Genomic DNA, 22,258 nt, shown 5'->3' on the forward strand with positions numbered 1-22,258 from the left:
TTGCCCTTGCGCGGCGCGCCGGGGCGGATCGGCCCGGCGCGCGGGCGCCGGGCCGGCGGGCCGGGATCAGCCGTGCAGCCCGAGGTTTTCGGCGATGCGCCAGATGCGCCAGTGGTCGTGCGGCATGTGCGCCTGGCGCAGCCCGAAGGCGCGGAAGGCGTCGTGCACCGCGTTCGAGAAGGCCGGAACCCCGCCGACATTGGGGCTTTCGCCCACGCCCTTGGCGCCGATCGGGTGATGGGGCGAGGGCGTGACCGTGTGATCGGTGACGTAGTTGGGCGTCTCCCACGCGGTGGGGATGAAGAAGTCCATCAAGGTGCCGGTCTTCACGTTGCCCATTTCATCATAGGCGATCTCCTGCCCCATGGCGATGGCCAGCGCCTCGGTAAGGCCGCCATGCACCTGCCCCTCGATGATCATGGGATTGATCCGCGTGCCGCAGTCGTCGAGCGCGTAGAACTGGCGCACCTTCCACTCGCCCGTGTCCACGTCGATCTCCATGACGCAGACATAGGCCCCGAAGGGGTAGGTCATGTTGGGCGGGTCGTAGTAGCTGACCGCCTCGAGCCCCGGCTCGAGCCCAGGAATGGCCTGGTTGTAGGCGGCGAAGGCGATCTCCTTCATGGTCTTGAAGCGCTCGGGCGCGCCCTTCACCACGAAGCGGTCCACGTCCCATTCGAGGTCGTCGTCATGCACCTCGAGCAGCCAGGCCGCGATCATCTGCGCCTTGGCGCGGATCTTGCGCGCGGCCATGGCCGTGGCCGCCCCCGCGACCGGCGTCGAGCGCGAGCCGTAGGTCCCCAGCCCGTAGGGGGCGGTGTCGGTGTCGCCTTCCTCGACCGTGATGTCCGAGGCGGGGATGCCAAGCTCGCTGGCCAGGATCTGCGCGAAGGTCGTGGCGTGCCCCTGTCCTTGGCTGATCGTCCCGAGCCGGGCGATGGCGCTGCCGGTGGGGTGGATGCGGATCTCGCAGCTGTCGAACATGCCAAGGCCGAGAATGTCGCAGTTCTTGACCGGTCCGGCGCCGACGATCTCGGTGAAATGCGACAGGCCGATGCCCAGCAGCTTGCGCGTCCGGCCGGCCTTGAAGTCCTCGATGCGCCGGGCCTGCTCGCGCCGGAGCCACTCGTAGTCGACGGCCTTGAGCGCCTTGTCCCAGGCCGTGTGATAGTCGCCCGAGTCATACTCCCAGCCCAGCGCGGACGCATAGGGGAACTGTTCCTTGCGGATGAAGTTGATGCGCCTGAGCTCGGCGGCGTCCATGTTCAGCTCGATCGCCAGCAGCTCGACCATGCGCTCGATGAAATAGGCCGCCTCGGTGACGCGGAACGAGCAGCGATAGGCGACGCCCCCCGGCGCCTTGTTGGTGTAGACGCCGTCCACGCAAAGATAGGCCGTCGGGATGTCGTAGCTGCCGGTGCAGATGTTGAAGAAGCCGGCGGGGAATTTGGTCGGATCGGCGCAGGCGTCGAAGCCGCCGTGATCGGCCGTCACATGGCACCACAGCCCGGTGATGCGGCCGTCTTTCGTGGCCGCGATCCTGCCCTTCATCCAGTAGTCGCGGGCGAAGGCGGTGGACATGAGGTTTTCCATCCGGTTCTCGATCCACTTCACCGGCCGGCCGGTGACGATCGAGGCCACGACCGAGCACACATAGCCCGGATAGGCGCCCACCTTGTTGCCGAAGCCGCCGCCGATGTCGGGCGAGATGATGCGGATGTTGTGCTCGGCGATGCCCGAGATCAGCGACACCACCGTGCGGATCGCATGCGGCGCCTGGAAGGTGCCCCAGACGGTGAGCTTGCCCGTCGCCTTGTCCATCGAGGCGACGCAGCCGCAGGTCTCGAGCGGGCAGGGGTGCGTGCGGTGGTAGTGGATCATCTCCTCGACCGTCACGTCCGCCTCGGCCAGCACCTTCTCGGTCGCGTCGCGGTCGCCCTGCTCCCAGGTGAAGATGTGGTTGTGGTGCCTGCGCGGGCCGTGGGCGCCTTCCTTCTGGTCCTTGATGTCCTCGCGCAGCACGGGCGCGTCGGGCTCGAGCGCCTTGAACGGGTCGGTGACGACGGGAAGCTCCTCGTATTCGACCTCGACCAGCTCGACGGCGTCGGCGGCGAGGTAGCGGTCCTCGGCGACGACGAAGGCCACCTCCTGCCCCTGGAACAGCACCTTGCCGTCGGCCAGCACCATCTGCTTGTCGCCGGCCAGCGTGGGCATCCAGTGCAGCCCGAGCGGGGCCAGATCCGCGGCGGTCAGCACCGCGACCACGCCGGGCAGGGCCTTGGCCGCCTCGGCGTCGATGCTCTTGACGCGCGCATGGGCGTAGGGCGAGCGCACGAAGGCGCCGAACAGCATTCCGGGCAGCTTGACGTCGTCGACGTAATTGCCCTTGCCCTGGGTGAAGCGCACGTCCTCGACGCGCTTGCGCCGGCAGCCCATGCCTTCGAGGCTGGCGGCGCGTTCTTCGGGGGTCATGGTCTGGTCGGTCATTGCGCGGCCTCCTTCGCGGCGTTGAGCTCGGCCGCCGCCGCCATGATCGCCTTGACGATGTTCTGATATCCGGTGCAGCGGCACAGATTGCCGGCGATGCCGAAGCGGACCTCCTCTTCGGTCGGGTTCGGGTTCTCCTGCAAGAGCCTGTGCGCGCGCGTGATCATGCCCGGCGTGCAGAAGCCGCATTGCAGGCCGTGATGCTCGCGGAACTTCTCCTGGATGACGCCGAGCGAGCCGTCGGGGTTGGTCAGCCCCTCGACCGTGACGATCTCGGCGCCGTCGGCCTGGGCGACGAAGACGGTGCAGGACTTGACCGAGCGGCCGTCCATGTCGACCGTGCAGGCGCCGCAATGGCTGGTCTCGCAGCCGATATGAGGGCCGGTGATCCCGAGCTCTTCGCGCAGGAAGTGGACGAGCAGCATCCGCGGCTCGGCAAGGCCCTCGACCTGGCGGCCGTTGACCTTGAGCTTGACGTGCATCTTCGACATCTGGTCCTCCCTCAGGCGCGGCGCGCCTGCGCGCGCGCGATCGCCCGGCGCAGCGCCGCGGCGGCGGCATGTTTCTTGAACGCGACCGGGCCGCGGTTGTCCTCGGCGGGGTCGATGGCCTCGAGCATGGCGGCGACGCAGCCCTCGACGTCGCCGGCGGCCAGCGCCCGGCCCGCCGCTTCGCACCAGACGGGCGTGTCGGCGAGGTTGGTCATGGCGACCGAGGCGAAGCCCTCGCCCAGCATCACCGCGGCGGCGGCGGTGGCGTAGTCGCCGATCTTGCGCTTGATCTTCTCATAGGCCCAGCCCGCGCCGGCCGGCGGGCGCGGAACGATGACGCGGGTCAGGATCTCGTCGTCCTCGCGCGCGGTGAAGTAGGCCGACTCGTAGAACTCGCGCGCCGCGACCTCGCGCTCGCCGCCGGGGCCGACCAGCGCGAAGCGCGCGTCGAGGCACTGCATCAGCCCGGGCATGTCGTTGCCCGGATCGCCGTTGGCGAGGTTGCCGCCGATCGTGCCCATGCTGCGCACCTGCGGGTCGGCGATCTGCAGCGCCGCCTCGCGGATGATCGGCAGGGCCTGCGCCAGCCCCTCATGGGCGATCAGATCGTGCTGGGCGACCATGGCGCCGATGACGACGGCGTCGTCGCCGATCTCGATCCGCCCGAGCTCGGCGATGCCCCGCAGGTCGACGAGATGGGCGGGCGCGGCCATTCTGAGCTTCATCATCGGGATCAGGCTGTGCCCGCCGGCCAGCACGCGCGCCTCGTCGCCGTGCCGGCCGAGGATGGCGACCGCCGACGCCACATCCGTCGGCCGGTGATACTCGAACCCGGCTGGTATCATGTTCGTGTCCTCCCTGGATCGGCCGCCCCGTGCGGCGACTCGATGCCCGAGAGTCCAGCGCGCAGGCGGCGCCGCGCTCAATGGCGGCCGAACGGGCTGCGCGGATGGCTGCACGAGTTGCGCAATGCGCGCACGAGCTGCGGATCAGACCCCGAGCGCCTCGCGCACGATCGGCAGGCGCGAGCGGCTGACCGGCACGCGTTCAAGCCCCGGCGCGCCCCCCAGATGGCACAACCCCTTGTCGCGCGTCCGCTCGAAACGGGTCACATGGGCGGGGTTGATGAGATAGCTGCGATGGGCGCGCAGAAAGCCCGAGGGCTTCAGGCGCGCCTCGGCCTCGGCGATGGACCAGGGGCAGAACAGCTTTTCGCCGTCCATGTAGAGGATGGTGTAGTGGCCCTCGGCGCGCACCGCGGCGATGCGCTCGCGCGGGGCGAACAGGGTCCGCCCCTCGCGCTCGTAGGGAACGCCGGGCAGGATCGGGGGCGGGGGCGGGTCCGCGGCGGGCGCGGGCGGCTCGTCCTCGGGCGCGGGGGGCGCGGCGATGGGGGCGGCTTGCCCGGCTTGCCCCGGCTGCGCGGCGGGGGCGGCGCTTTCGGCTGGGGCTGCGCTCTGCGTTCGGGGCTCGAAAAAGCTGACCCCGGTCAGCACGAAGCCGCCGCAGATCACGAAGACCGCCAGGGTCACGCCCATCGCCAGCGCCTCGTTCGACAGCGCCGGGCCGGCCGCGGCGGCCTTGCCCGTCGCCGCGAAATCGGTCAGCGACATCGCGGCGAAGTGCATCGTCGCCACCGCCGCCGCGAAGCACACGGCGCCGAGCAGGATGTTGCGCTGCGTGCGCGCGCCATAGGCGACCGCGATCGCCGCCGCCGACAGCGCGACCGAGACGGCCGAGGAAAGCGCCACGTCCCACGCATCGTAGACCGCGCGGCAGATGCGCATCGCCTCCATGCCGATGAAGTGCATCGCGACGATGCCAAGGCCGACCAGCGCCCCCGCGCCCAGGATCACCCGCGGCGTGCGCGGCAGGAAATGCAGCATCAGCAGCGCCACCCCGACGACCAGGATAGCCACCAGCGCCGAGATCAGCGTGACCAGCGCGTCGTAGTAGAACAGGATGGGCAGCTGCAGCCCCAGCATGGCGACGAAATGCATCGACCAGATGCCGCCGCCCAGAATCGCCGAGGCAAGCGCCACAACCAGCTTGCGCCGTCCCGGCGGCAGCGCCGAGGCGCCCCGGGTCAGCGAAAGGCCGGTGAATCCGGCCATGAGCGCCACGGCGAAGGCGGCGATGACGAGCCAACCGTTGTGGCTTACCTCCAGCATGGCCTGCATGCTACTGCGCCGCGCGCGCAGCGCAAGCCCGGCGCGGAGGAGGCCCCCGCCGCGGCGCGGGTCGCGCGCGATCGCTCCGAACAGGCGGCCGTCAGGGCTCCGGCGCCCGGCGGCGGATGGCTGCCGCTGACGGGCGCAAGGCCGGCGCCCGTCGCGCGGCGCGAGGCGTGGCGGGGGCTGACGGGCGCACGGGCGGCGCCCTTCGCGCGGCGGCGCCGGGGCGGGGGCGGCGATTGCCGCGCGGCGGTGCCCGGCGGCGGGGGCGATCGCCGGGGCGGCGCCGGGGGCCGCGAGGCGCGCCGGGGTCCGCGCGGCACGAAGGGGGCTGCGCGGCGCGTCGGCAAGCCCGCGCGATCCTCGACGCCGCCCGGACGCCGCCCGGCGATCGGCGCTCGACGCGCGGCCTTGCCGGGGCGCGCCATCGCGGGCGCCGCCCCGCGCTCAGCCGCGCCGCAGGTATTCGTCGCGCAGAAGGCGCTTGTAGAGCTTGCCCGTGGGCGTGCGCGGCAGGCGCTCGCGAAACTCGATGCTGCGCGGGCGCTTGATCCGCGACAGACGGGCCCGGCACCAGTCCATCAGCTCCTCGGCCAGCTCCGGCGTCGGCGCGTGGCCCGGCGCGGGCTGCACCACCGCCTTGACCTCTTCGCCGAATTCCTCGTTCGGCACGCCGAAGACGGCGACGTCCATCACCGCCGGGTGGCCGACCAGCGCATCCTCGATCTCTTGCGGATAGATGTTCACCCCGCCCGAGATGATGACGAACGACTTGCGGTCGGTGAGGTACAGGTAGCCCTCCTCGTCCAGCCGCCCGATGTCGCCCAGCGTCGTCCAGCCCTGCGCGTTGCGGCTGGCGGCGGTCTTCTCGGGGTCGTTGTGATAGGAAAAGGGCTGGCCGCTTTCGAAATAGACCTCGCCCTCGGCGCCGACCGGCAGCTCGCGCCCGGTTTCGTCGCAGATGTGGATCACGCCCAGCCGCGCGCGCCCGACCGATCCGGGATGGGCGAGCCACTCGGCGCTGTCGATGGCGGTGAAGCCGTTGTTCTCGGTGCCCGAATAGTATTCGTGGATGATCGGGCCCCACCATTCGATCATGCGCCGCTTGACCTCGATCGGGCAGGGCGCCGCGGCATGCACCGCCATGCGCATCGAGGAAAGGTCGTATCGCGCCCGTGTTTCGGGCGGCAGCTTGAGCATCCGCACGAACATGGTCGGCACCCACTGGCTGTGGGTGATGCGGTGGGCCTCGATCAGGCGCAGCGCCTCTTCGGGGTCGAAGCGGTCCATCACGAAGACGCTGCCGCCGGCCTTGATGGCGACCATCGAATGGCGCAGCGGCGCGGCGTGATAGAGCGGCGCGGGGTTGAGGTAGCGCGTCTCGGGGCCATAGCCGAACAGTCCCGTCAGCAGGTCGATCAGCATGTCGCGCCGGCCGGGCGGCGCGTCGGGCAACGGCCACTTGATGCCCTTGGGCCGCCCGGTGGTGCCCGAGGAATAGAGCATGTCGAGCCCCTGGCGCTCGTCGGCGATGGGCGTGTCGGGCATGGCGGCCAGCGCGGCGGCCAGGCTTTCGCCCTCGGCGGCCCCCTCGCCGGCGAGCAGAAGCGGCAGGCCCGCCATCTGGGGGCGCAGCGCCTCGATCAGCGGCGCAAGCGCGGTCGATCCGATCAGCAGCCGGGCGCCGCAGTCGCGCAGGATGTAGGCGATCTCGGCGGGCGTCAGGTGGGTGCTGATGGTGGTGTAGTAGACCCCGGCGCGGTCGGCGGCGAAGCAGGTTTCGAGAAACTCGCGCCGGTTCTCCATCAGGATGGCGATGTGATCGCCCACCCCGATTGCGCGCCGGCGCAGCAGATGCGCGCCCTGGTTGGCGCGCGCCTCGAGGGCGGCGAAGCTCACCTCCTCGCCGGTGGCGCAGATGCGGAACGCCGTCTTGTCCGGGGTCGCCTGCGCGTGGCGGCGAATGTGAAACGGGGCGGGAGCGGTGTCGGGCATGGCTCAGAAACGGATCAGCGTCTTGCCGAAGCGGTCCTTCTCGCGCAGATGCGCGAGCGCGGCGGGGAAATCCTCGAAGGCGAAGACCTCGCCCAGGACCGGGTGGATGTCGTGCTGCGCGACGGCGCGCAGCATCGCCTCGAACCCGTCGCGATGGCCCACCGTCACCCCCTGCAGGCGGATCTGCCGCGCCACGATCGGCCCGAGCGAGGTTTCGGCCGTCAGCCCCGACAGCACGCCGATCATGGCGATGGTTCCGCCCGGACGCACCGCGCGCAGCGACAGCGGCAGCGTCGCGGCGCCGCCCAGCTCGACGATCAGGTCGAAGCCGCCGCGGTCGGCGGCGATCTCGCGGCTGGCGCGGGCCCAGTCGGGCGCGTCGCGGTAATTGAGGACGGCGTCGGCGCCCATCTCGCGCACGCGGGCCAGCTTCTCGTCGCTGGACGAGATCACGGTGACATGCGCGCCCTGCGCCTTGGCGAAGGCCAGCGCGAACAGGGCCACCCCGCCCGTGCCCTGGATCAGCACCTTGCGCCCCGCCGCGACGCGGCCCAGGGTGACGATGGCGCTCCAGGCGGTCAGCCCGGCGCAGGGCAGCGTCGCGGCCTCGGCGTCGGACAGATTGTCGGGCGCGCGCACCACGCCCTCCTGCGACAGGCAGACGAGCTCGGCCATCACCCCGTCGAGCGGCCCGCCAAGCGCCGAGGCCAGGCGCTCGGGGGTCGGCTCGCCGGCGATCCAGTTCTGGAAATAGGTCGGGCAGACGCGGTCGCCCACGCGCACGCGCTCGACCCGCTCGCCCACCTCGACGACCTCGCCCACCCCGTCCGAGACCGGAATCAGCGGCAGCTCGCCCGTCGCCCGGCCATAGCCGCGTTCGGGCACGATCAGGTCGCGCGCGTTGAGCGCGGCCATGCGCATGCGGATCAGCACCTCGGTCGGCCCGGGCCGGGGGGCCGGCCGCTCGGCCAGGCGCAGATTGCCGATGCCCCAATCGCCCTCGATCTGGAAAACCTTCATGCCTCAGCCCTCGTCCTGTTCCGTTGCGGCGGCGCGCGCGGGCGCCTCGCGCAGTCTGAGCCGCGCCGCGCGCGCGCGCAGAAGCCATGTCGCGCCATCGGCCAGGCCCGCCATCTGCGTCGCGGCCAGGTGGCGCGAGAACGGCTGGTCGGCCTCGAGCCCCTTCGCCCCCATGGCGTGCAGCAGCTCGGGCAGCGCGCGCTGGCAGGTCTCGACCGCGACGATCTTGGCCTCGGCCGCGACAAGCTGCGCATCGCGCCCGGCCGCGACCGCCTCGACGGCGCGCGCGGTCAGCGCCCGCGCCGCCTCGAGCGCGGCGGCGGCGCGCGCAAGCTCGGCCGCCCAGGCCGGGTGCGCGCGCAGCGGCTTGCCGAAGACGCGGCGCGCGGCCCCGTGGGCGGCGGCGCGATCAAGCGCCTCGGCCAGCATCCCGCAGCACATCGCCGCCACATAGGCGCGCGCGCCGTTGATCTCGTTCATGATGGCGCCGAAGGCCGCGCCCGGCGGCAGCAGCAGGTGATCCTCGGGCACGCGCACGCCCGTCAGCGCGATGGCGCCGGCGCCGATGCTGGTCAGCGCGAAGGGCGCGTCGATGGCGCGGCGGCGCGCGCCCTCGGCCGCGAGATCGACGGCGAAGGCGCCGATCCCGGCCACGTCGCCGGGCGCGCCGCATTGCGCGAACACGATCGCCAGCCCCGCTCGGCGGGCGTTCACGATCCAGCTCTTCTCGCCGTCGAGCCGCCAATGCGCGCCCTCGCGCGTCGCCACCGTGCGCATCGCCGCCAGGTCCGAGCCCGCGCCCGGCTCGGTCAGCGCGGTGCAGGCGTGCAGCCGCCCGGCCAGAAGCTCGGGCAGCCAGCGCCGGCGCAGCGCCTCGGGCGCGCTCGCCGCCAGGCGCAGGCCGACATTGTGGGTGTTGATCACCGACATGGCGAAGCCGAAATCGACCCGCGCAAGGCGTTCGGCCAGCGCCGCCTTGACCTTGAAGGAAAGCCCGAGCCCGCCCTCGGCGCGCGGGATCTCGACCCCGAACAGCCCCGCGCGCCCGGCCTCGGCGAACAGCGCCGGGTCGGGCTCGGCGCCCATGGACCAGCCGGGCGCCGCCGGCGCCACGCGCTCGTCGGCCAGGCGCGCGGCGCGCGTCAGCAGCGCCTCGTCCGCCGCGGCGCTCATTCGCGCCCCCGCCGGATGCGGGCCCACAGATCGCTCGCGACGCCGACGATGCCGCGCGGCATGAAGATCGTCGCCAGGATCAGCGCCAGCCCGTAGATGATCAGCCGGAAGGCGTCGGCGAAGCGCAGGTATTCGGGCAGGAAGACCACGAAGAAGGCGCCGATGAACGGTCCCGCGATGGTGCCCGAGCCGCCCACGATCACCGCCAGGATGGCGTCCAGCGACTGCGCAAGGCCGAAGACCTCGGGATTGATGAAGCTTTGGTAATGGGCGTAGACGGCCCCCGCCAGCCCGGCGAAGGCGGCGGCGGCGACGAAGGCGAAAAGCTTGTATTTCCAGGCCGGGATGCCGATCGCTCCGACCAGATCCTCGTTCTGGCGGATCGCCCGCAGCGTCTGCCCGATGCGCGAGCGCGCGATCAGCCACGCCAGGCCCGTCATCGCGCCGGCCAGGATCAGCGTCAGGTAATAGAAGGTCGCCCGGTCGCGGAAGTCGAACCATCCGTCGGGGCCGCCGGGCTTGGGGATGCCGGTGATGCCCGCCTCGCCATGGGTCAGGCTGGTCCAGTTCGTCAGCACGATGAAGATGACCAGGTTGTATGCCAGCGTGACGATGGCGAAGTAGTGCCCCTTGACGCGCAGGCTGGGATAGCCCGCCGCCAGCGCGAACAGGGCGGTGACGAAGGGCGCCAGCAGCATGGTCAGCCACACCGGCAGCGCGAAATGCATGCCCAGAAGCGTCGTTCCGTAGGCGCCGATGCCCATGAAGCCCGCCTGCACGATCGAGACGTAGCCGGCATGACCCTGGATCAGGTTCTGACCCTGCGCCGCGATCGTCCAGATCAGCGCCAGGATGGACAGGTGCAGGTAATACTTGGCGCCGATGATCTGCGGCAGCAGCACGAGCCCGACCGCCGCCGCGGCCAGCGCCAGATATGCGGGACGAAACTGCATCACGCCTTCCCCATCAGTCCCTGCGGGCGCATCAGCAGCACCGCGATCATCACCGCGAAGGCGATCAGGTCCTTGTAGGCAGACGAGACGAAGCCCGCCGCCAGCGCCTCGGTCACGCCCAGCACCATGCCCCCGATCACCGCTCCCGGGATCGAGCCCAGCCCGCCCAGGATCAGCACCGCGAAGCCCTTGACCACCAGCCATTCGCCGATGCCCGGCGCGATGGCGAAGAGCGAGCCGACCATGACCCCCGCGCACACGCCCAGCGTGGTCGAGATGCCGAACACGATCAGCGGAATGGCCTGAACGTTGACCCCCATCAGGATCGCCGCCTCGCGGTTCTCGGCCACCGCCCGGATCGCCTGCCCGGTCTTGGTGCGCTCGACGAACAGCGTCATCGACGCGATCAGCGCTGCCGCGGCCAGGATCACGTAAAGACGCAGCTCGGGAATGGTCACGCCGCCGATCTCGAAGACGCGGCTCAGCCCGGTGGGGATCACCACCTGTTCATGGCCGAAGAGCTGAAGGTTCAGCCCCTCGACCATCATCGTCAGCCCCAGCGCCACGATGAAGGCGTTGATGTGGCTGGCGCTGCGCACCGGCCGATAGGCCAGAAGCTCGATCGCCACGCCCAGGACGAAGCCGACCGCCATCGCCGCGGCGATCGCCGCAAGCAGCGGCAGGCCCGCCGAGACGGCCAGGAACCAGGTCAGGTAGCCGCCGAACATCGACACCGAGCCATGCGCGAAATGCGCGATGCCGAGGATGCCGAAGACGGTGGTCAGTCCCAGCGCCACCAGCACATAGACGCCGCCGATGGCAAGACCGTTGAGGATCTGTTGCACAAGTTCGATCATGTTGGCGGAACCTTTCGCCGCGGCTTTCGCTGCGGGCGCCGGGGGCGCCGCGCCGGGGCGGCCGACGGTGGAGGGAAGGCCGGGGCGGGAAGGACGCGGCGCGCGCGCCGCGTCCGGCGGCCATGTCAGCGAAGACTGGCGAGGAACTCGGAATAGGCCTTGGCGTCCGAGGGCAGCTCCTCGACATAGACCCACTTGCCGCCGCGCCACTGGAAGGCGCCGTTGGCGGTGTAGGCCTGGCCGTTGCGGTCGAACATCTTGCCGTCCACGGGCAGATACTGCATCACCGCTTCGGGCGGCGGCGCCAGCTCGCGCAGGGCGCGGGCCACGGCGCGCGTGTCATCGACCGTGCCGGCCGCCTCGATCGCGTGCTTGAGCGCATAGACGTTGTCATACGCATAGGGCGAGCTGGGCGAGGGGGGCATCCCATACCGCTCGGTGTAGTTGCGGTGATAGGCCAGCCCCGTCTCGGTGGCCGATTGCAGCGTCAGCTCGGTCGGACGCAGATCCCACACGCCCTCCATCTGCTCGGAGGTGGCGACGCGCAGGAACTGCTCCTCGCTGCCCGAGGTGAAGCCGTAGCGCGGGATGTCCATGCCCAGCTCGACCGACTGGCGGTAGATGAAGGCGGCCGGTTCCACATAGCCCACCACCAAAAGCGCGTCGGGGTTCATCTCGCGGATCTTGGTCAGCTGCGGGGTCATGTCGCGATCCTTCAGGCCGAAGGATTCGCGGGCGATGATCTGGCCGCCGGCCTTGTTCAGCTCCTTCTCGAAGGCGTCGACGTAAAGCGCGTAGAAGCCGACGTCGAGCGCGCCCAGAACGGCGACCCGCTTGTGCCCGCGCTTGCCCACGAAGGCGCCCGCCGCGGCGCCGGTGTAGTCGGCCGGCGGACGGGTGCGCACAAGGTTCGGGATCCCGCGCGCGGTGATCGAGCGCTCGGCGGCGTTGCCCACCAGCATCACCGCGTCCTCGTCGGCGATGAACGAGGCCACGGCGCTGGCGGCGCCCGAGCAGCAGAAGCCGAGAATGTATTTCACCTCGTCGAAATCGATGAGCTTGCGCACCGCGTTGGTGGCCTCGGTCGGGTTGCCCTTGTCGTCATAGGCGATGACGTCCAGCATGTAGCTGTCGCCGCCGACCTTGACGCCGCCGGCGGCGTTGATCTCGTCGGCGGCCATCTTGATGGCGTTGGCCTGCGGCAGGCCGTAGACCGAGGCGCCGCCGGTCAGGGCGTCGCTCACCCCGATCCTGAGCGTTCTTTCCGCCGCCGCGGCCGACGAGCCGCCCAGCGGCCCGGCGATCGCGCCGGCCAGCGCGGCGGCGGCCAGCGTCAGTTTCCTCATCATCGTCTTTCCTCCCTTGACGTCTTTGTCGTTTTCAGTGCCCGAGATAGGCGCGCGCCACCTCGGGGTGGGCCTGGAGCTCCTCGCCGGAGCCCGACAGGACGATCTCGCCGGCTTCGAACAGGTAGGCGCGGTCGGCCAGCCGCAGCGCCATCGAAGAGTTCTGCTCGACCAGCAGGATGGTCTTGCCCATGGCCTTGATGCGGGCGATGGTCTCGCCCACCTCGGCCACGATCCTTGGCGCAAGCCCCAGCGAGGGCTCGTCGAAGATGCACAGCCTGGGCCGCGCCATCAGCGCCCGCGCGATGGCCAGCATCTCCTGCTCGCCGCCCGACAGCGTTCCCGCCGGCTGGTGCGCGCGCTCGCGCAGGATCGGGAACATGTCCATCATCGCCTCGAGGTCGCGCGCCTGCTCGTCGTCGCTGCGCGCATAGGCCCCCATGCGCAGGTTCTGCAGCGTGGTCATCTGCGGAAACACCTGCCGGCCCTCGGGGCACATGGTGATGCCGGCGCGCACGATCCGGTGGCCGGGGGCGTTGGCGATCTCGCGCCCGTCGAAGCGGATCGAGCCGGCGCGCGCCGGAACGAGCCCGCAGATCGCCCTGAGCGTCGAGGACTTGCCCGCGCCGTTGGCGCCGATCAGCGCCACGCATTCGCCCTCTCGCACCTCGAGGCTGACGCCATGCACCACCTCGACGCCGCCATAGGCGACGCGCAGGTCGCGGATGCTCAACAGCGCGTCCATCTCAGGCCGCCTCGCCCAGATAGGCGTCGATCACCGCCTTGTCGTTGCGGATTTCCTCGGGCGCGCCCTCGGCGATCTTGGCGCCGAAGTTCAGCACCACGATGCGGGTGCATATCTCCATGATCAGGCCCATGTGATGCTCGATCACCAGCACCGCGACGCCCGAATCCCGGATCTCGCGGATCAGCCGGCCCAGCTCCTTGCGCTCATGCGCGACCAGTCCGGCGGCGGGTTCGTCGAGCAGCACGACCTTGGGCCGCGCGGCCAGCGCCATGGCGATCATCAGGAAGCGCTGCTGCGCCGACGAGATGGCGCCCGTCTTCGTCTCGGCGACCGGGCGCAGGCCGGTCATGTCGAGAAGCTCCTCTACATGGGCCGCGACCGCCTCGTCCTCGGCCGAGCGGCGGCCGAAGGCGAAGACCGACGACAGCGGGTGCGAGCGCCGCGTGACCTGCGCGCCCAGCGCGATCTGCTCGCGCACCGTGAACTCGGGAAACAGCCGCGCGGTCTGGAACGTGCGCGCCAGGCCCAGCGCGACGCGCTCGTATTCGGGCAGGGTCTGGACATGGGCGCCGTCCAGCACGATCTCGCCCGCGCTGGCGGCGTGGACGCCGGCCAGCGTGTTGACCGTGGTCGACTTGCCCGAGCCGTTCGGCCCGATCAGCCCGAGAATGTCGTGCGGATGGACCTGAAAGGACAGATCGCGGATCGCCTTCACGCCCCCGAACGACTTGCTCAGCCCCTTGACCTCCAGCACCGGAGCGGTCATCGCATCCTCCCTCGCGCGCCCCTGCGATGAATGAAGCCTAGCCAAGGGCGGGCGGCGCGAAAAATTGAAATATTCTTACGGGTCATCGAATTTTTCGATAAAATCCGGTGCAGGGATCGCTGCGCCGGAGGATGGCGGCATGGGCCGCACGATCAGAAATCTGAAATCATTTCAGGTGTTTGAGGCGGCTTTTGCGGCGCGGAACGTGACCCGCGCGGCGCGCGCTCTGAACATCACGCAAAGCGCGGTGAGCTACCACATAAAGAAATTGGAAGACGAGATCGGCGCGCCCCTGTTCCGCCGCACCCCGAGCGGGCTCGAGCCGACCGAGGCCGGCGACGAGCTTGCGCGGCATGTCGCCCGCGGGCTCGAGATCATCCGCACCGGCATCGAGCGGCTGACCGAGCGCCCGCGCACCGTGCGCGTGGCGCTGCTGCCGATGTTCGCAAGCCGCTGGTTCTCGTCGCGGATCGGGGCGCTGCTCGAGGCCAGGCCCGATCTCAACCTGTCGATCCAGAACCACAACAACAGCTTCGCGCGCATGGCCGCGCCCGAAAGCTTCGCCGACATCGGCTTCCAGTGGGGGCGCGGCGCCTGGAAGGGCTTTCACGTCCGCCGCCTGTGGCCCGAGCGGTTGGCGGTGGTGTGCAGTCCCGACTACCTTGCCCGTCACCCGATCTCGCGCCCCGAGGATCTGGCGGCGTGCACGCTGCTGCATGTCGACGACACCCGGATGTGGGACGAGTGGTTCGCCGGTCGGGGGTTGCGGCTGTCGCCCGACCAGCCCCAGATGATGCTCGAGGATCGCCACTTCCAGCTCAGCTCGACCATCAACGGGCTTGGCGTGTCGCTGTTCGCCGCCTGGCTGGTCGCGCCCGAGATCCGCAGCGGCGCGCTGGTCAATCCCTTCGGGCGCAGCTTCGAGACGAGCTTCGCCTATCACGTCATCATGCCCCGATCGGTGGCGCCGTCCGAGGCGACCCGGGCCTTTCGCGACTGGCTCGACGCGCAGTGCCGCGAGGCGCCCGCCGAGGCGTGAGCCGGGCGGCGCGCCCGCGCGGGCCCGAGCCGCGCGCGGCGGACCCGGCCGCGGGCGCGCGGCGTCGGCCGACGCCGGCGGCGCCCGGGGGCTGCCGGGCGGCGACTGGACGGCGACTGGGCGGCGACTGGCGTTGAGCGGCGTTGACTGGGCGTTGACCGGGCGTTGACCGGGCGGCGCGGGCGCGGGCGCGTCGCGCGATCGCCTTCGCCGCCTTGCGGCGGCGCGCGCTCTCGGGCCATGGCCGGCCCGATGCCGTCGGCGCACAAGGCCCTGCGGCGCGGGGCGAATGCGCCGGCCTCGGGCGCCGCAAGTCACGAGGGGGCGTCGCGCGCCGGGCCGCGGTTGCGGATCGTTTGGCGGGGCAGGGGCGGGGCCGCGCGTCGGCCCGGGCGGCGCGGGGCGTCGGGCATTGCTGCCGGGGCGCTTCGTCCGGCGCGGCGCAAAGGCGAAGGGGTCATGGCGGGCGCCGCCCGCCATGACCGTTCTTTCCGGCGGTCTTACAGGACCGCTTCGTGCGATTTGAACGAGATCGCGCGCGTCTCGGGCGTGGCGTCCGAGATCTTGCGGATGTCGCCCCAGGTGTGCTTGTAGTCCGGCAGGACCAGCTCGTTCACGCCGGGGTTGACGACGTTGCCCTGGCTGCCCGCGGGCGAGCCGAACACCATCGCCACCGTGTTGCGCTTGAGCGTGGGCATCGGATAGGCCATGCCCTGCGTCACGCCGTTCTCGTTGACGATCTCGATCAGGTCGCCGGGGTTGATGCCCAGCTCGACCATGTCGTCGGGATGCATCTCGACGAACGGGTGCGGGTAGCGATCCTGGATGAACTCGTTGTCCTGATCCAGGAACTGGTTCTGCCAGAAGATGTTGGCGCGCACGTTGTTGATCCAGAAGCGATGGCTCGCCTTTTCGCGCGCCTTGCCGGGGGCCTGCCAGCCGCGCCAGGCGCCCGCGCAGAACAGCGCCTTGCCGTCCTCGCGCCCATGGCGGGTGAAGCGGCCATCGGCGTAGAGGCGCTTGGTGCCCACCAGCTGGCCGTTCTCATAGCCCACGACGGGCTCCTGCACGCCGTTGGTGCCCATGGCGCGCAGGCGCTCGTAGGTCACCTCGGGGTTGGCCGAGTGGTAGCCGTCCATGAAGGCGTCTTCCTCGGTCTTCCAGTCGAAGCCCTTGAACTGGTCGGCATAGGCGTCGTGCCCCATCTCGCGCAGCACGCGCTCCATGTGCTGGGCGATGCCCGCGGCGATCAGGCAGTCGGGGCGCGAGTTGCCATACGGGTCCATGTATTTCTCGGACAGGCGCAGCCGCCGCTCGCCGTTCATCGAAGTGAGGTTCATCTCGTTCGATTCGCAGGCGGGCAGGATGACATGGGCGTTCTGGCCGATCTGGCTGTGGATGATGTCCACGTCCACCACGAACAGGCCGCCCGCGTTGATGGCGGCGACGATGGCGTCGACCAGCTGCTCGCGCGTGCCGCCGGCGGCGGCGTCGATCGCGTCCTTGACCATGTCCGAGCGGCGCTTGTGCACGCGCTTGAACTCGCTGGCGTTGAGCGTGGTCTTGTAGTGGTCGCAGGCCCAGATGTGATGCACGCCGCCCAGTCCGCGGATGAGGAACTGGTCGACATACTCGGCCGGTCGGCCCACATGCGCGTCGGACGGGCGGAAATACCCCTCCTGATGGCCGCCCAGACGGCAGACGCCGCCGCCTTCTCGCCCGATGTTGCCGGTGGCCAGTGCGATGTTCACCAGCGCGCCGACGGTGCGGTAGTTGTCGTTGCCCCAGATCACGCCCTTTTCATAGGCGGTGACGCACTTGCGGCGGCTGCCGTCCTCGTGCGGCCTGGCGATCCACTCGGCGGCCTTGACGATGTCGGCCGCCGGCACGCCGCAGATCTTCGACGCCTCCTCGACCGACATGCGCACCTGCTCGAGCGCATGCTCGAAGCTGCCGAGGCTGGCGGGATAGGCCTCGTTCTGGCGCACGGCCACGCCGTCTCGGAAGGTGGACTTCTCGATGAACTCGCGGTCCACCCAGCCCTGATCGGCGATGTAGGTGAACAGCGCGTTCAGCAGCGCAAGGTCCGTGCCCTCGTTGATCGGCAGGTGCAGGACGTTCTCCTTGCCGGCGTATTGCTCGGCCGAGGCCACGGTGATCGAGCGGCGCGGATCGACGACGATCATCTTCGCGCCGTTCTGCAGACCCTTGACCATGTGGTTGAGGAACAGGTTGGTCTGCGTCTCCATCGGGTTGGCGCCGACGATGAAGATCGTGTCGGTCAGCTGGTAGTCCTCATAGGCGTAGTTCAGCTCGTCCACGCCCATGTCGCGCGACGAATGCACCTCGGAATTGTAGGCCGGGCGGTTGTGGATGCGCGCGTTCTTGACCTTCATCGCGCCGAAATAGAGCTTGCCCGTGCCCCAGGTGTTCTCGTAGCCGCCGGCGCTGCCGCCGTGGTCGAACATCGAGACCACCAGGTCGTCCTCCGAACCTTCGGTGATCACCCGCGCCGTCACGCGCGCCACCAGATCGAGCGCATCGTCCCAGCTGGTGGGCTGCCAGGTGCCGTTGCGCCACACCAGCGGATCGGTCAGGCGCTGCTGCTGCGAGCCGGTGATCCTGGAGGGGCGGTTTTCCGCCATGCGCGCGCCGCGGATCGAGCCGAGGCCCGAGTTGACCACGCAGTTGGAGTCCGGCTTGACCACCAGATGCACGTCGCGGCCGTTCTGCTTGACGATGTTGTACATCGAGGGCGCGTACCACGCCTCGGTCTCGATGTCCTGCTGCCGGCCAAGATCGACGCCGAACTTGTTCTCGTGCGGCGCCGGGCCGCCCTGCTTGTTGATCGGCCAGGTGTAGGCCTTGTAGCCGCAGCCGACGATGCAGTAGTGGCAGACGACGTTGAATTCCTGCGCATCGGCGGGGATGATCGGCAGGCGGTCGGTTTGTCTCTTGTAAGCCATCCTTCTGACCTCCCTTACGACTCGAGCACGTTGGACAGGCGGCCGTAGATCAGCTCGTCGACGCCCTCGGCGTAGATGTCGCCCTTGTCGTCCACGCGCAGAAGGAACTGCGGCAGGTTCTGCGTCGCGTGGCCCCAGATCTGCTGGCCGCCCGCCTCGCAGTCGAAGCGCGAGTGATGGCCGGGGCAGTTCAGGGTCTTGTCCTCGGCGTTGTAGGTCATCGGCCAGCCCTTGTGCGGGCACAGCACCGAGAAGGCGACGATGTCGCCGTCGGGGCCCACGCCGCCCTCGACCGGCTGGCCGAGCTTGAGCAGCACGCCCGGGCTGTCGGGGTCGGGATAGGCGATGTCCATCGGTTCGTTGACCGCCAGGTCGGCGATGTTGGCCAACCGGTTCGACGGGTAGTCGATCCGCGCCAGAGACCGCGCCTGAGCCTGCTTGGCGGGCAGAACGGTTGCGGCGGCGGCGCCGGTCGCGCCGACGATGCTGCCGCGCAGGAACTGGCGTCGGCCGACATCGACCAAACGTTTGCACTTCATGGCGGGTTCCTCCCATTGCTTCGGTCCCGCAAGCCTATCGCAAAGGGGGCGACCGAGAAGGCGCGGGAAGGGCCCGTTTCCGTGCGACAAGATTTTGAAATGAAACCATTATTTGCCATGTCCGGATTTCCGGACATGGCGCGGGCCGCTACAGGCCCAGCTTGCGCATCTTTTCCCACAGCGTCGTGCGGGAAACGCCCAGAATGGCGGCGGCCTCGCCCACGCGCCCGTCGGTGCGCGCCAGCGCGCGCAGGATCTGCCGCCGCTCGGCGCGCTCGCGCGCTTCGGTCAGCGTTTCGACCTGGTCGGGCTGGGCGTAGAGTTCGGGGAACAGGTCGGCGGGGCCGATCCACTCGGCCGCGGCGGCCTCGACCGCGCGGCGCAGCCGCGCGCGCAGCTCGCGCCCGTTGCCGGGCCAGTCGTGATCGCGGATGGCGGCCAGCGCCAGCTCGGACAGGCCGCGCAACGGGGTCTCGCGCCGGCGGTTGAGGGCCTCGAACATGCGCCCGGCCAGCCAGACCGCGTCTTCGGGCCGCCGGGCAAGGGGCGGCACGACGATTTCGCGCCCGGCCAGCGCATAGAACAGATCGGCGCGAAAGGCGCCCGCCTCGACCTTCTCTTCGATGCGCGCGCCGCAGGCGGCGACCAGGCGCAGCGGCGCCGTGCGCAAGGCGTCGAGCAGGCGCGCCTGCGCGTCGGCGTCCAGGCGCCCGACCCCGTTGACGAACAGCGTCCCCTCGCCGGCGCCGGCGATCGCGTCGTCAAGCTCGGCGACGCCGGGCGGCGCGCGCATCGCGTCGAGCGGGACGAAGGGCGCGGCGCGGCGCTCGGACCGGGCATGGATCGCCTGCGCGATCCGCCCCTTGCCCAGACCCGGCGCGCCGCGGATCAGCAGCGGATCGTCGCCCGAGGCCAGCTTCGACAGCTGCGCCTCGATCTGGCGCGCCTGCGCCGACACGCCGATGCGGGGCTGGGGGTCCTCGGCCTCTGCGGGGCGCAGGATCAGCGCCAGCCGCGCCAAGAAGTCGGCCATCTCGAACGGTTTGGTCAGATAGTCGCCCGCCCCGGCCTTGAGCAGGCGCACCGCCTGGTCGATGTCGCCCTGGCCGGTGATGAACAGGAAAGGCGGCGGCGCGGCGCGTTGCGATACGGTCTGGAAGATCTGCTCGCCGCTGCCGTCGGGCAGGCGGATGTCGCAGATCACCGCATCGACCGGCTTGCGCGGCGTGCGCACCGCCGCCACGCCGCGCACGGCCTGGCGCACCCAGGTCACCTCGGCGCCCTCCAGTTCCAGCCGCTGGGTCAGCGAGCCGCCCATGAAGGCGTCGTCCTCGATCAGCACAAGATAGCGCCCGCTCAGCGTCATGCCTCGGCCCTCGCCGGCAGCCGGATCTCGATCACGGTGCGCCCGTCCATGCGCGCGCAGTCGATCGCGCCGCCCAGCCCGCGCGTCAGCTCGCGCACCAGGCGCAGCCCGACGCCGCCCCCGGGCTCGAGCGGCGCCTCGGACATCAGCCGCGCCCGCGCCGCATCGGACAGCCCCGGGCCGTCATCGCCGATGCGCAGCGTCAGCGCCGCGCCGTCCGCCTCGGCGCTCAGCCCCACCACGCCCCCTTGCGGCGCCGCGGCGGCGGCGTTCAGCAGAAGGTTCAGCGCGATCTGCCGGACGGGCGCCGAGGGAAACGCCGCCAGGTCGCGCTCGTCGCCCTCGACCCGCCATTCGAGGCGCTGCGCGCGCCGCCGGGCCTCGGGCGAGAACAGCACCCGCAGATCCTCGAAATCGGCCCGCGACAAGGGGCGGCCGGCGCGGTCGAGGCGGTGCTCGTCCAGCATCGCGCGGCTCACGTCGCGAAGGTGCCGAAGGCCGCGGTCGAGCAGCTCGGCCGACTGGCGCACCACCTCGGGACGGTCGGCGTAGGCGCGGATCGTGTCGGCGGCGTTGAGCAGCCCGCCCAGCGGGTTGTTGATCTCGTGCGCCAGCGACGAAGACAGCCGCCCGAGGCTGACGAAGCGCTCGCGCTCGGCCAGGCGCCGCTCGGCCTGCGCGCGCGCCTCGATGGCGCCGGTCATGGCGTTGAAGTTGCGCAGCAGCCGCGCAAGCACGTTGTCCGAGCGGGGGATCATGCGCTCGGGGATCGGGTGGGGCGCGTCGCCCGCCTCGCCCATGTGGCGGGCCAGCAGCTCGACCGGCCGCAGCAGCCGCGCCACCGCCAGATACCCCGCCAGCACCAGCAGCGCCGTCGCCGCCCCGTTCCCGGCCAGAAGCGCAAGCGTCGCCCGCCTGCGTTCGGCCGCAAGGTCGCTGACGTCCAGCTCGGTCACGATCCGCCCGACGCGGCGGCCCTGATATTCGAGCGGGGCGGCGATGCGCACCACCTCCTCGGCCCCGTCGGCGCTGACCGACCCAAGGGGCGAGGCCCCCTCGGCGAAGCGGGCGAGGGCGCTGCCCACCGGCGCGCGCAGCGGATCGGTCGCGGCCAGCACGCGGCCCTCGTCGTCGGCGACGACGGTGAAGCGGATGCGCCCCGCGCCGCGCGCGCGGTCGAGCGTGTCATAGACCTCCCACACATCCTTGTGCAGCACGAAGGGACCAAGGGCCACCGCCAGACCTTCGACATGCAGGCGCGCGATTTCCTGCAGGCGGGCGTCCTGCAGCCGCCCGAGCGTCGCCAGCACCTGCTGCGAGGCCGCCAGCCCGAGCAGGATCATCAGCCCCGCCGCGGCGGCGCCGACGCGCACGGTGATCGGCCATGAGCGCGGATCGGCGCGCATCGCTCAGCGCCCTTGCAGCGCGGCCATGCGCGCGGCGATGCCGTCGTAGAGGGCCGGCTCGCCCGGCCCGATGCGGTCCAGATGCAAGAGCCCCAGCGCCTCGCGCCCCGCCGGGTCGGCGTCGAGGCCGCGCAGCGCCCGCGCGAAGGCCCGCATCCCGAGCTCGGCCATGCGGTCGGCGCGCGCGGCGAAGGGCGGAAAGCCCAGCCATTCCGAGCGCGCGACGACGCGCGTGCGCGCGGTCAGCGTCGGCTCGACCTGAGCGAGCGTCTCCCAGACATAGCCGTCCACGCTGCCCGAGCGCGTCAGCCCGCCGGCCACGGCGCGCACCCCGTTGCGGTGGCCGTAGGTGAAGATCGTGCGGGCGAAAAAGCTTTCGGGCGTCTCGTTCATCCGCGCCAGATCCGAGGCGGTGACCAGGTAGCCCGAGTTGCTGTCCGGGTCCGAGAAGGCGTGCAGCCCGCCGCGCAGATCGGCCAGGCCGGCGGCCGGATCGTCGGCGCGCGCGATCAGATAGGACTGATAGAGCGGCCGGCCGCGCCACACCGGGATGCCCAGCAGCGCCAGCGCGTCGCGGTGCTGCAGATACGGATAGCCGCAGATCCACGCCGCATCGACCGATCCGTCCAGGATCGAGGCGGTGATCTCCTGATAGGTCCGCCGCTGGATCAGCTCGACCGGCTCGCCCAGGGCCCCCGACAGGGCGAAGCGCAGGCGGTCGATCACCGCCGCGTCATTGTCCAGAAAGACCGGCGTCAGGCCCAGCCGGAACGTCTCGCCCGCACGCGCCGCCAGGGGCGCGGCGATCGCGGCCAGGGCCGTCTGCGCCAGAAAGCGCCGTCTGTCCATGCTCTCGATCCCTTTCCGAGGCGCCAGCTTGAACCAGCGCCGCGTCATGGGCAAGAACGGGGGCAAGAACCGGGGCAAGGACC

Annotated in this window: 18 protein-coding genes; 1 reads left to right on the forward strand and 17 read right to left on the reverse strand. The window is 70.8% G+C overall.

Translation table 11 applies throughout. The features are described 5' to 3' along the window. Positions 1 to 66 precede the first annotated feature (66 nt). The 12 genes from BMW67_RS09120 to BMW67_RS09175 all read right to left on the reverse strand — a co-directional run bounded on the left by BMW67_RS09120 (position 67) and on the right by BMW67_RS09175 (position 14,010). Positions 67 to 2,487 (reverse strand): aerobic carbon-monoxide dehydrogenase large subunit, encoded by a 2,421-nt coding sequence (locus BMW67_RS09120; protein WP_072747239.1) that lies wholly within the window; start codon positions 2,485 to 2,487, stop codon positions 67 to 69. After that, positions 2,484 to 2,978, reverse strand: a complete 495-nt coding sequence (locus tag BMW67_RS09125) for a (2Fe-2S)-binding protein (protein WP_072747240.1) — start codon at positions 2,976 to 2,978, stop codon at positions 2,484 to 2,486. The genes BMW67_RS09120 and BMW67_RS09125 overlap by 4 nt, the downstream gene beginning before the upstream one ends. A gap of 11 nt (positions 2,979 to 2,989) precedes the next feature. Next, on the reverse strand, positions 2,990 to 3,823 hold the full coding sequence (locus BMW67_RS09130) for an FAD binding domain-containing protein (protein WP_072747241.1): 834 nt from the start codon (positions 3,821 to 3,823) through the stop codon (positions 2,990 to 2,992). A 144-nt stretch (positions 3,824 to 3,967) separates the two neighbouring features. After that, on the reverse strand, positions 3,968 to 5,158 hold the full coding sequence (locus tag BMW67_RS09135; RefSeq protein ID WP_342707607.1) for an MHYT domain-containing protein: 1,191 nt from the start codon (positions 5,156 to 5,158) through the stop codon (positions 3,968 to 3,970). A 441-nt stretch (positions 5,159 to 5,599) separates the two neighbouring features. Then, on the reverse strand, positions 5,600 to 7,147 hold the full coding sequence (locus BMW67_RS09140) for an acyl-CoA synthetase (RefSeq protein ID WP_072747242.1): 1,548 nt from the start codon (positions 7,145 to 7,147) through the stop codon (positions 5,600 to 5,602). 3 nt (positions 7,148 to 7,150) lie between these two features. Further along, entirely contained in the window at positions 7,151 to 8,167 is a 1,017-nt protein-coding gene (locus BMW67_RS09145) for a zinc-dependent alcohol dehydrogenase family protein (protein ID WP_072747243.1), read from the reverse strand. Positions 8,168 to 8,170: 3 nt separating this feature from the next. Further along, positions 8,171 to 9,340, reverse strand: a complete 1,170-nt coding sequence (locus BMW67_RS09150) for an acyl-CoA dehydrogenase family protein (RefSeq protein ID WP_072747244.1) — start codon at positions 9,338 to 9,340, stop codon at positions 8,171 to 8,173. Next, positions 9,337 to 10,293 carry a branched-chain amino acid ABC transporter permease gene (locus tag BMW67_RS09155; RefSeq protein ID WP_072747245.1) on the reverse strand — a complete coding sequence of 319 codons (957 nt, stop codon included), beginning with the start codon at positions 10,291 to 10,293 and terminating at the stop codon, positions 9,337 to 9,339. The genes BMW67_RS09150 and BMW67_RS09155 overlap by 4 nt, the downstream gene beginning before the upstream one ends. Continuing rightward, positions 10,293 to 11,150, reverse strand: a complete 858-nt coding sequence (locus tag BMW67_RS09160) for a branched-chain amino acid ABC transporter permease (RefSeq protein WP_072747246.1) — start codon at positions 11,148 to 11,150, stop codon at positions 10,293 to 10,295. The genes BMW67_RS09155 and BMW67_RS09160 overlap by 1 nt, the downstream gene beginning before the upstream one ends. Before the next feature lie 125 nt (positions 11,151 to 11,275). Continuing rightward, a complete protein-coding gene (locus tag BMW67_RS09165) occupies positions 11,276 to 12,499 on the reverse strand; it encodes an ABC transporter substrate-binding protein (RefSeq protein ID WP_245728501.1) in 1,224 nt (407 codons plus the stop codon). A gap of 31 nt (positions 12,500 to 12,530) precedes the next feature. Then, entirely contained in the window at positions 12,531 to 13,241 is a 711-nt protein-coding gene (locus BMW67_RS09170; protein ID WP_072747247.1) for an ABC transporter ATP-binding protein, read from the reverse strand. A 1-nt stretch (position 13,242) separates the two neighbouring features. Beyond that, positions 13,243 to 14,010: an ABC transporter ATP-binding protein gene (locus BMW67_RS09175; protein WP_072747248.1), complete on the reverse strand. Its 768-nt coding sequence runs from the start codon at positions 14,008 to 14,010 to the stop codon at positions 13,243 to 13,245. A gap of 139 nt (positions 14,011 to 14,149) precedes the next feature. Here BMW67_RS09175 and BMW67_RS09180 point away from each other — a divergent pair, with 139 nt between their 5' ends. Then, a complete protein-coding gene (locus BMW67_RS09180; protein ID WP_072747249.1) occupies positions 14,150 to 15,049 on the forward strand; it encodes a LysR substrate-binding domain-containing protein in 900 nt (299 codons plus the stop codon). A 500-nt stretch (positions 15,050 to 15,549) separates the two neighbouring features. Here the strand turns inward: BMW67_RS09180 and BMW67_RS09185 are convergent, their stop codons facing one another. The 5 genes from BMW67_RS09185 to BMW67_RS09205 form a co-directional block, all read right to left on the reverse strand. After that, positions 15,550 to 18,015, reverse strand: a complete 2,466-nt coding sequence (locus tag BMW67_RS09185) for an arsenate reductase (azurin) large subunit (protein WP_072747250.1) — start codon at positions 18,013 to 18,015, stop codon at positions 15,550 to 15,552. A 14-nt stretch (positions 18,016 to 18,029) separates the two neighbouring features. Next, complete coding sequence (locus tag BMW67_RS09190) at positions 18,030 to 18,554, reverse strand: arsenate reductase (azurin) small subunit (protein WP_072747251.1); 525 nt, start codon at positions 18,552 to 18,554, stop codon at positions 18,030 to 18,032. A gap of 148 nt (positions 18,555 to 18,702) precedes the next feature. Next, complete coding sequence (locus BMW67_RS09195; protein ID WP_072747252.1) at positions 18,703 to 19,920, reverse strand: sigma-54-dependent transcriptional regulator; 1,218 nt, start codon at positions 19,918 to 19,920, stop codon at positions 18,703 to 18,705. Beyond that, the gene (locus BMW67_RS09200) at positions 19,917 to 21,326 is read right to left on the reverse strand and encodes an ATP-binding protein (RefSeq protein ID WP_072747253.1); all 1,410 of its coding nucleotides are present in this window, start codon (positions 21,324 to 21,326) and stop codon (positions 19,917 to 19,919) included. The genes BMW67_RS09195 and BMW67_RS09200 overlap by 4 nt, the downstream gene beginning before the upstream one ends. A 3-nt stretch (positions 21,327 to 21,329) precedes the next feature. Continuing rightward, entirely contained in the window at positions 21,330 to 22,175 is an 846-nt protein-coding gene (locus BMW67_RS09205) for a substrate-binding domain-containing protein (RefSeq protein ID WP_072747254.1), read from the reverse strand. Positions 22,176 to 22,258 lie beyond the last annotated feature (83 nt).

Source organism: Oceanicella actignis (genome assembly GCF_900111545.1).
GTDB classification, from domain to species: Bacteria; Pseudomonadota; Alphaproteobacteria; order Rhodobacterales; family Rhodobacteraceae; genus Oceanicella; species Oceanicella actignis.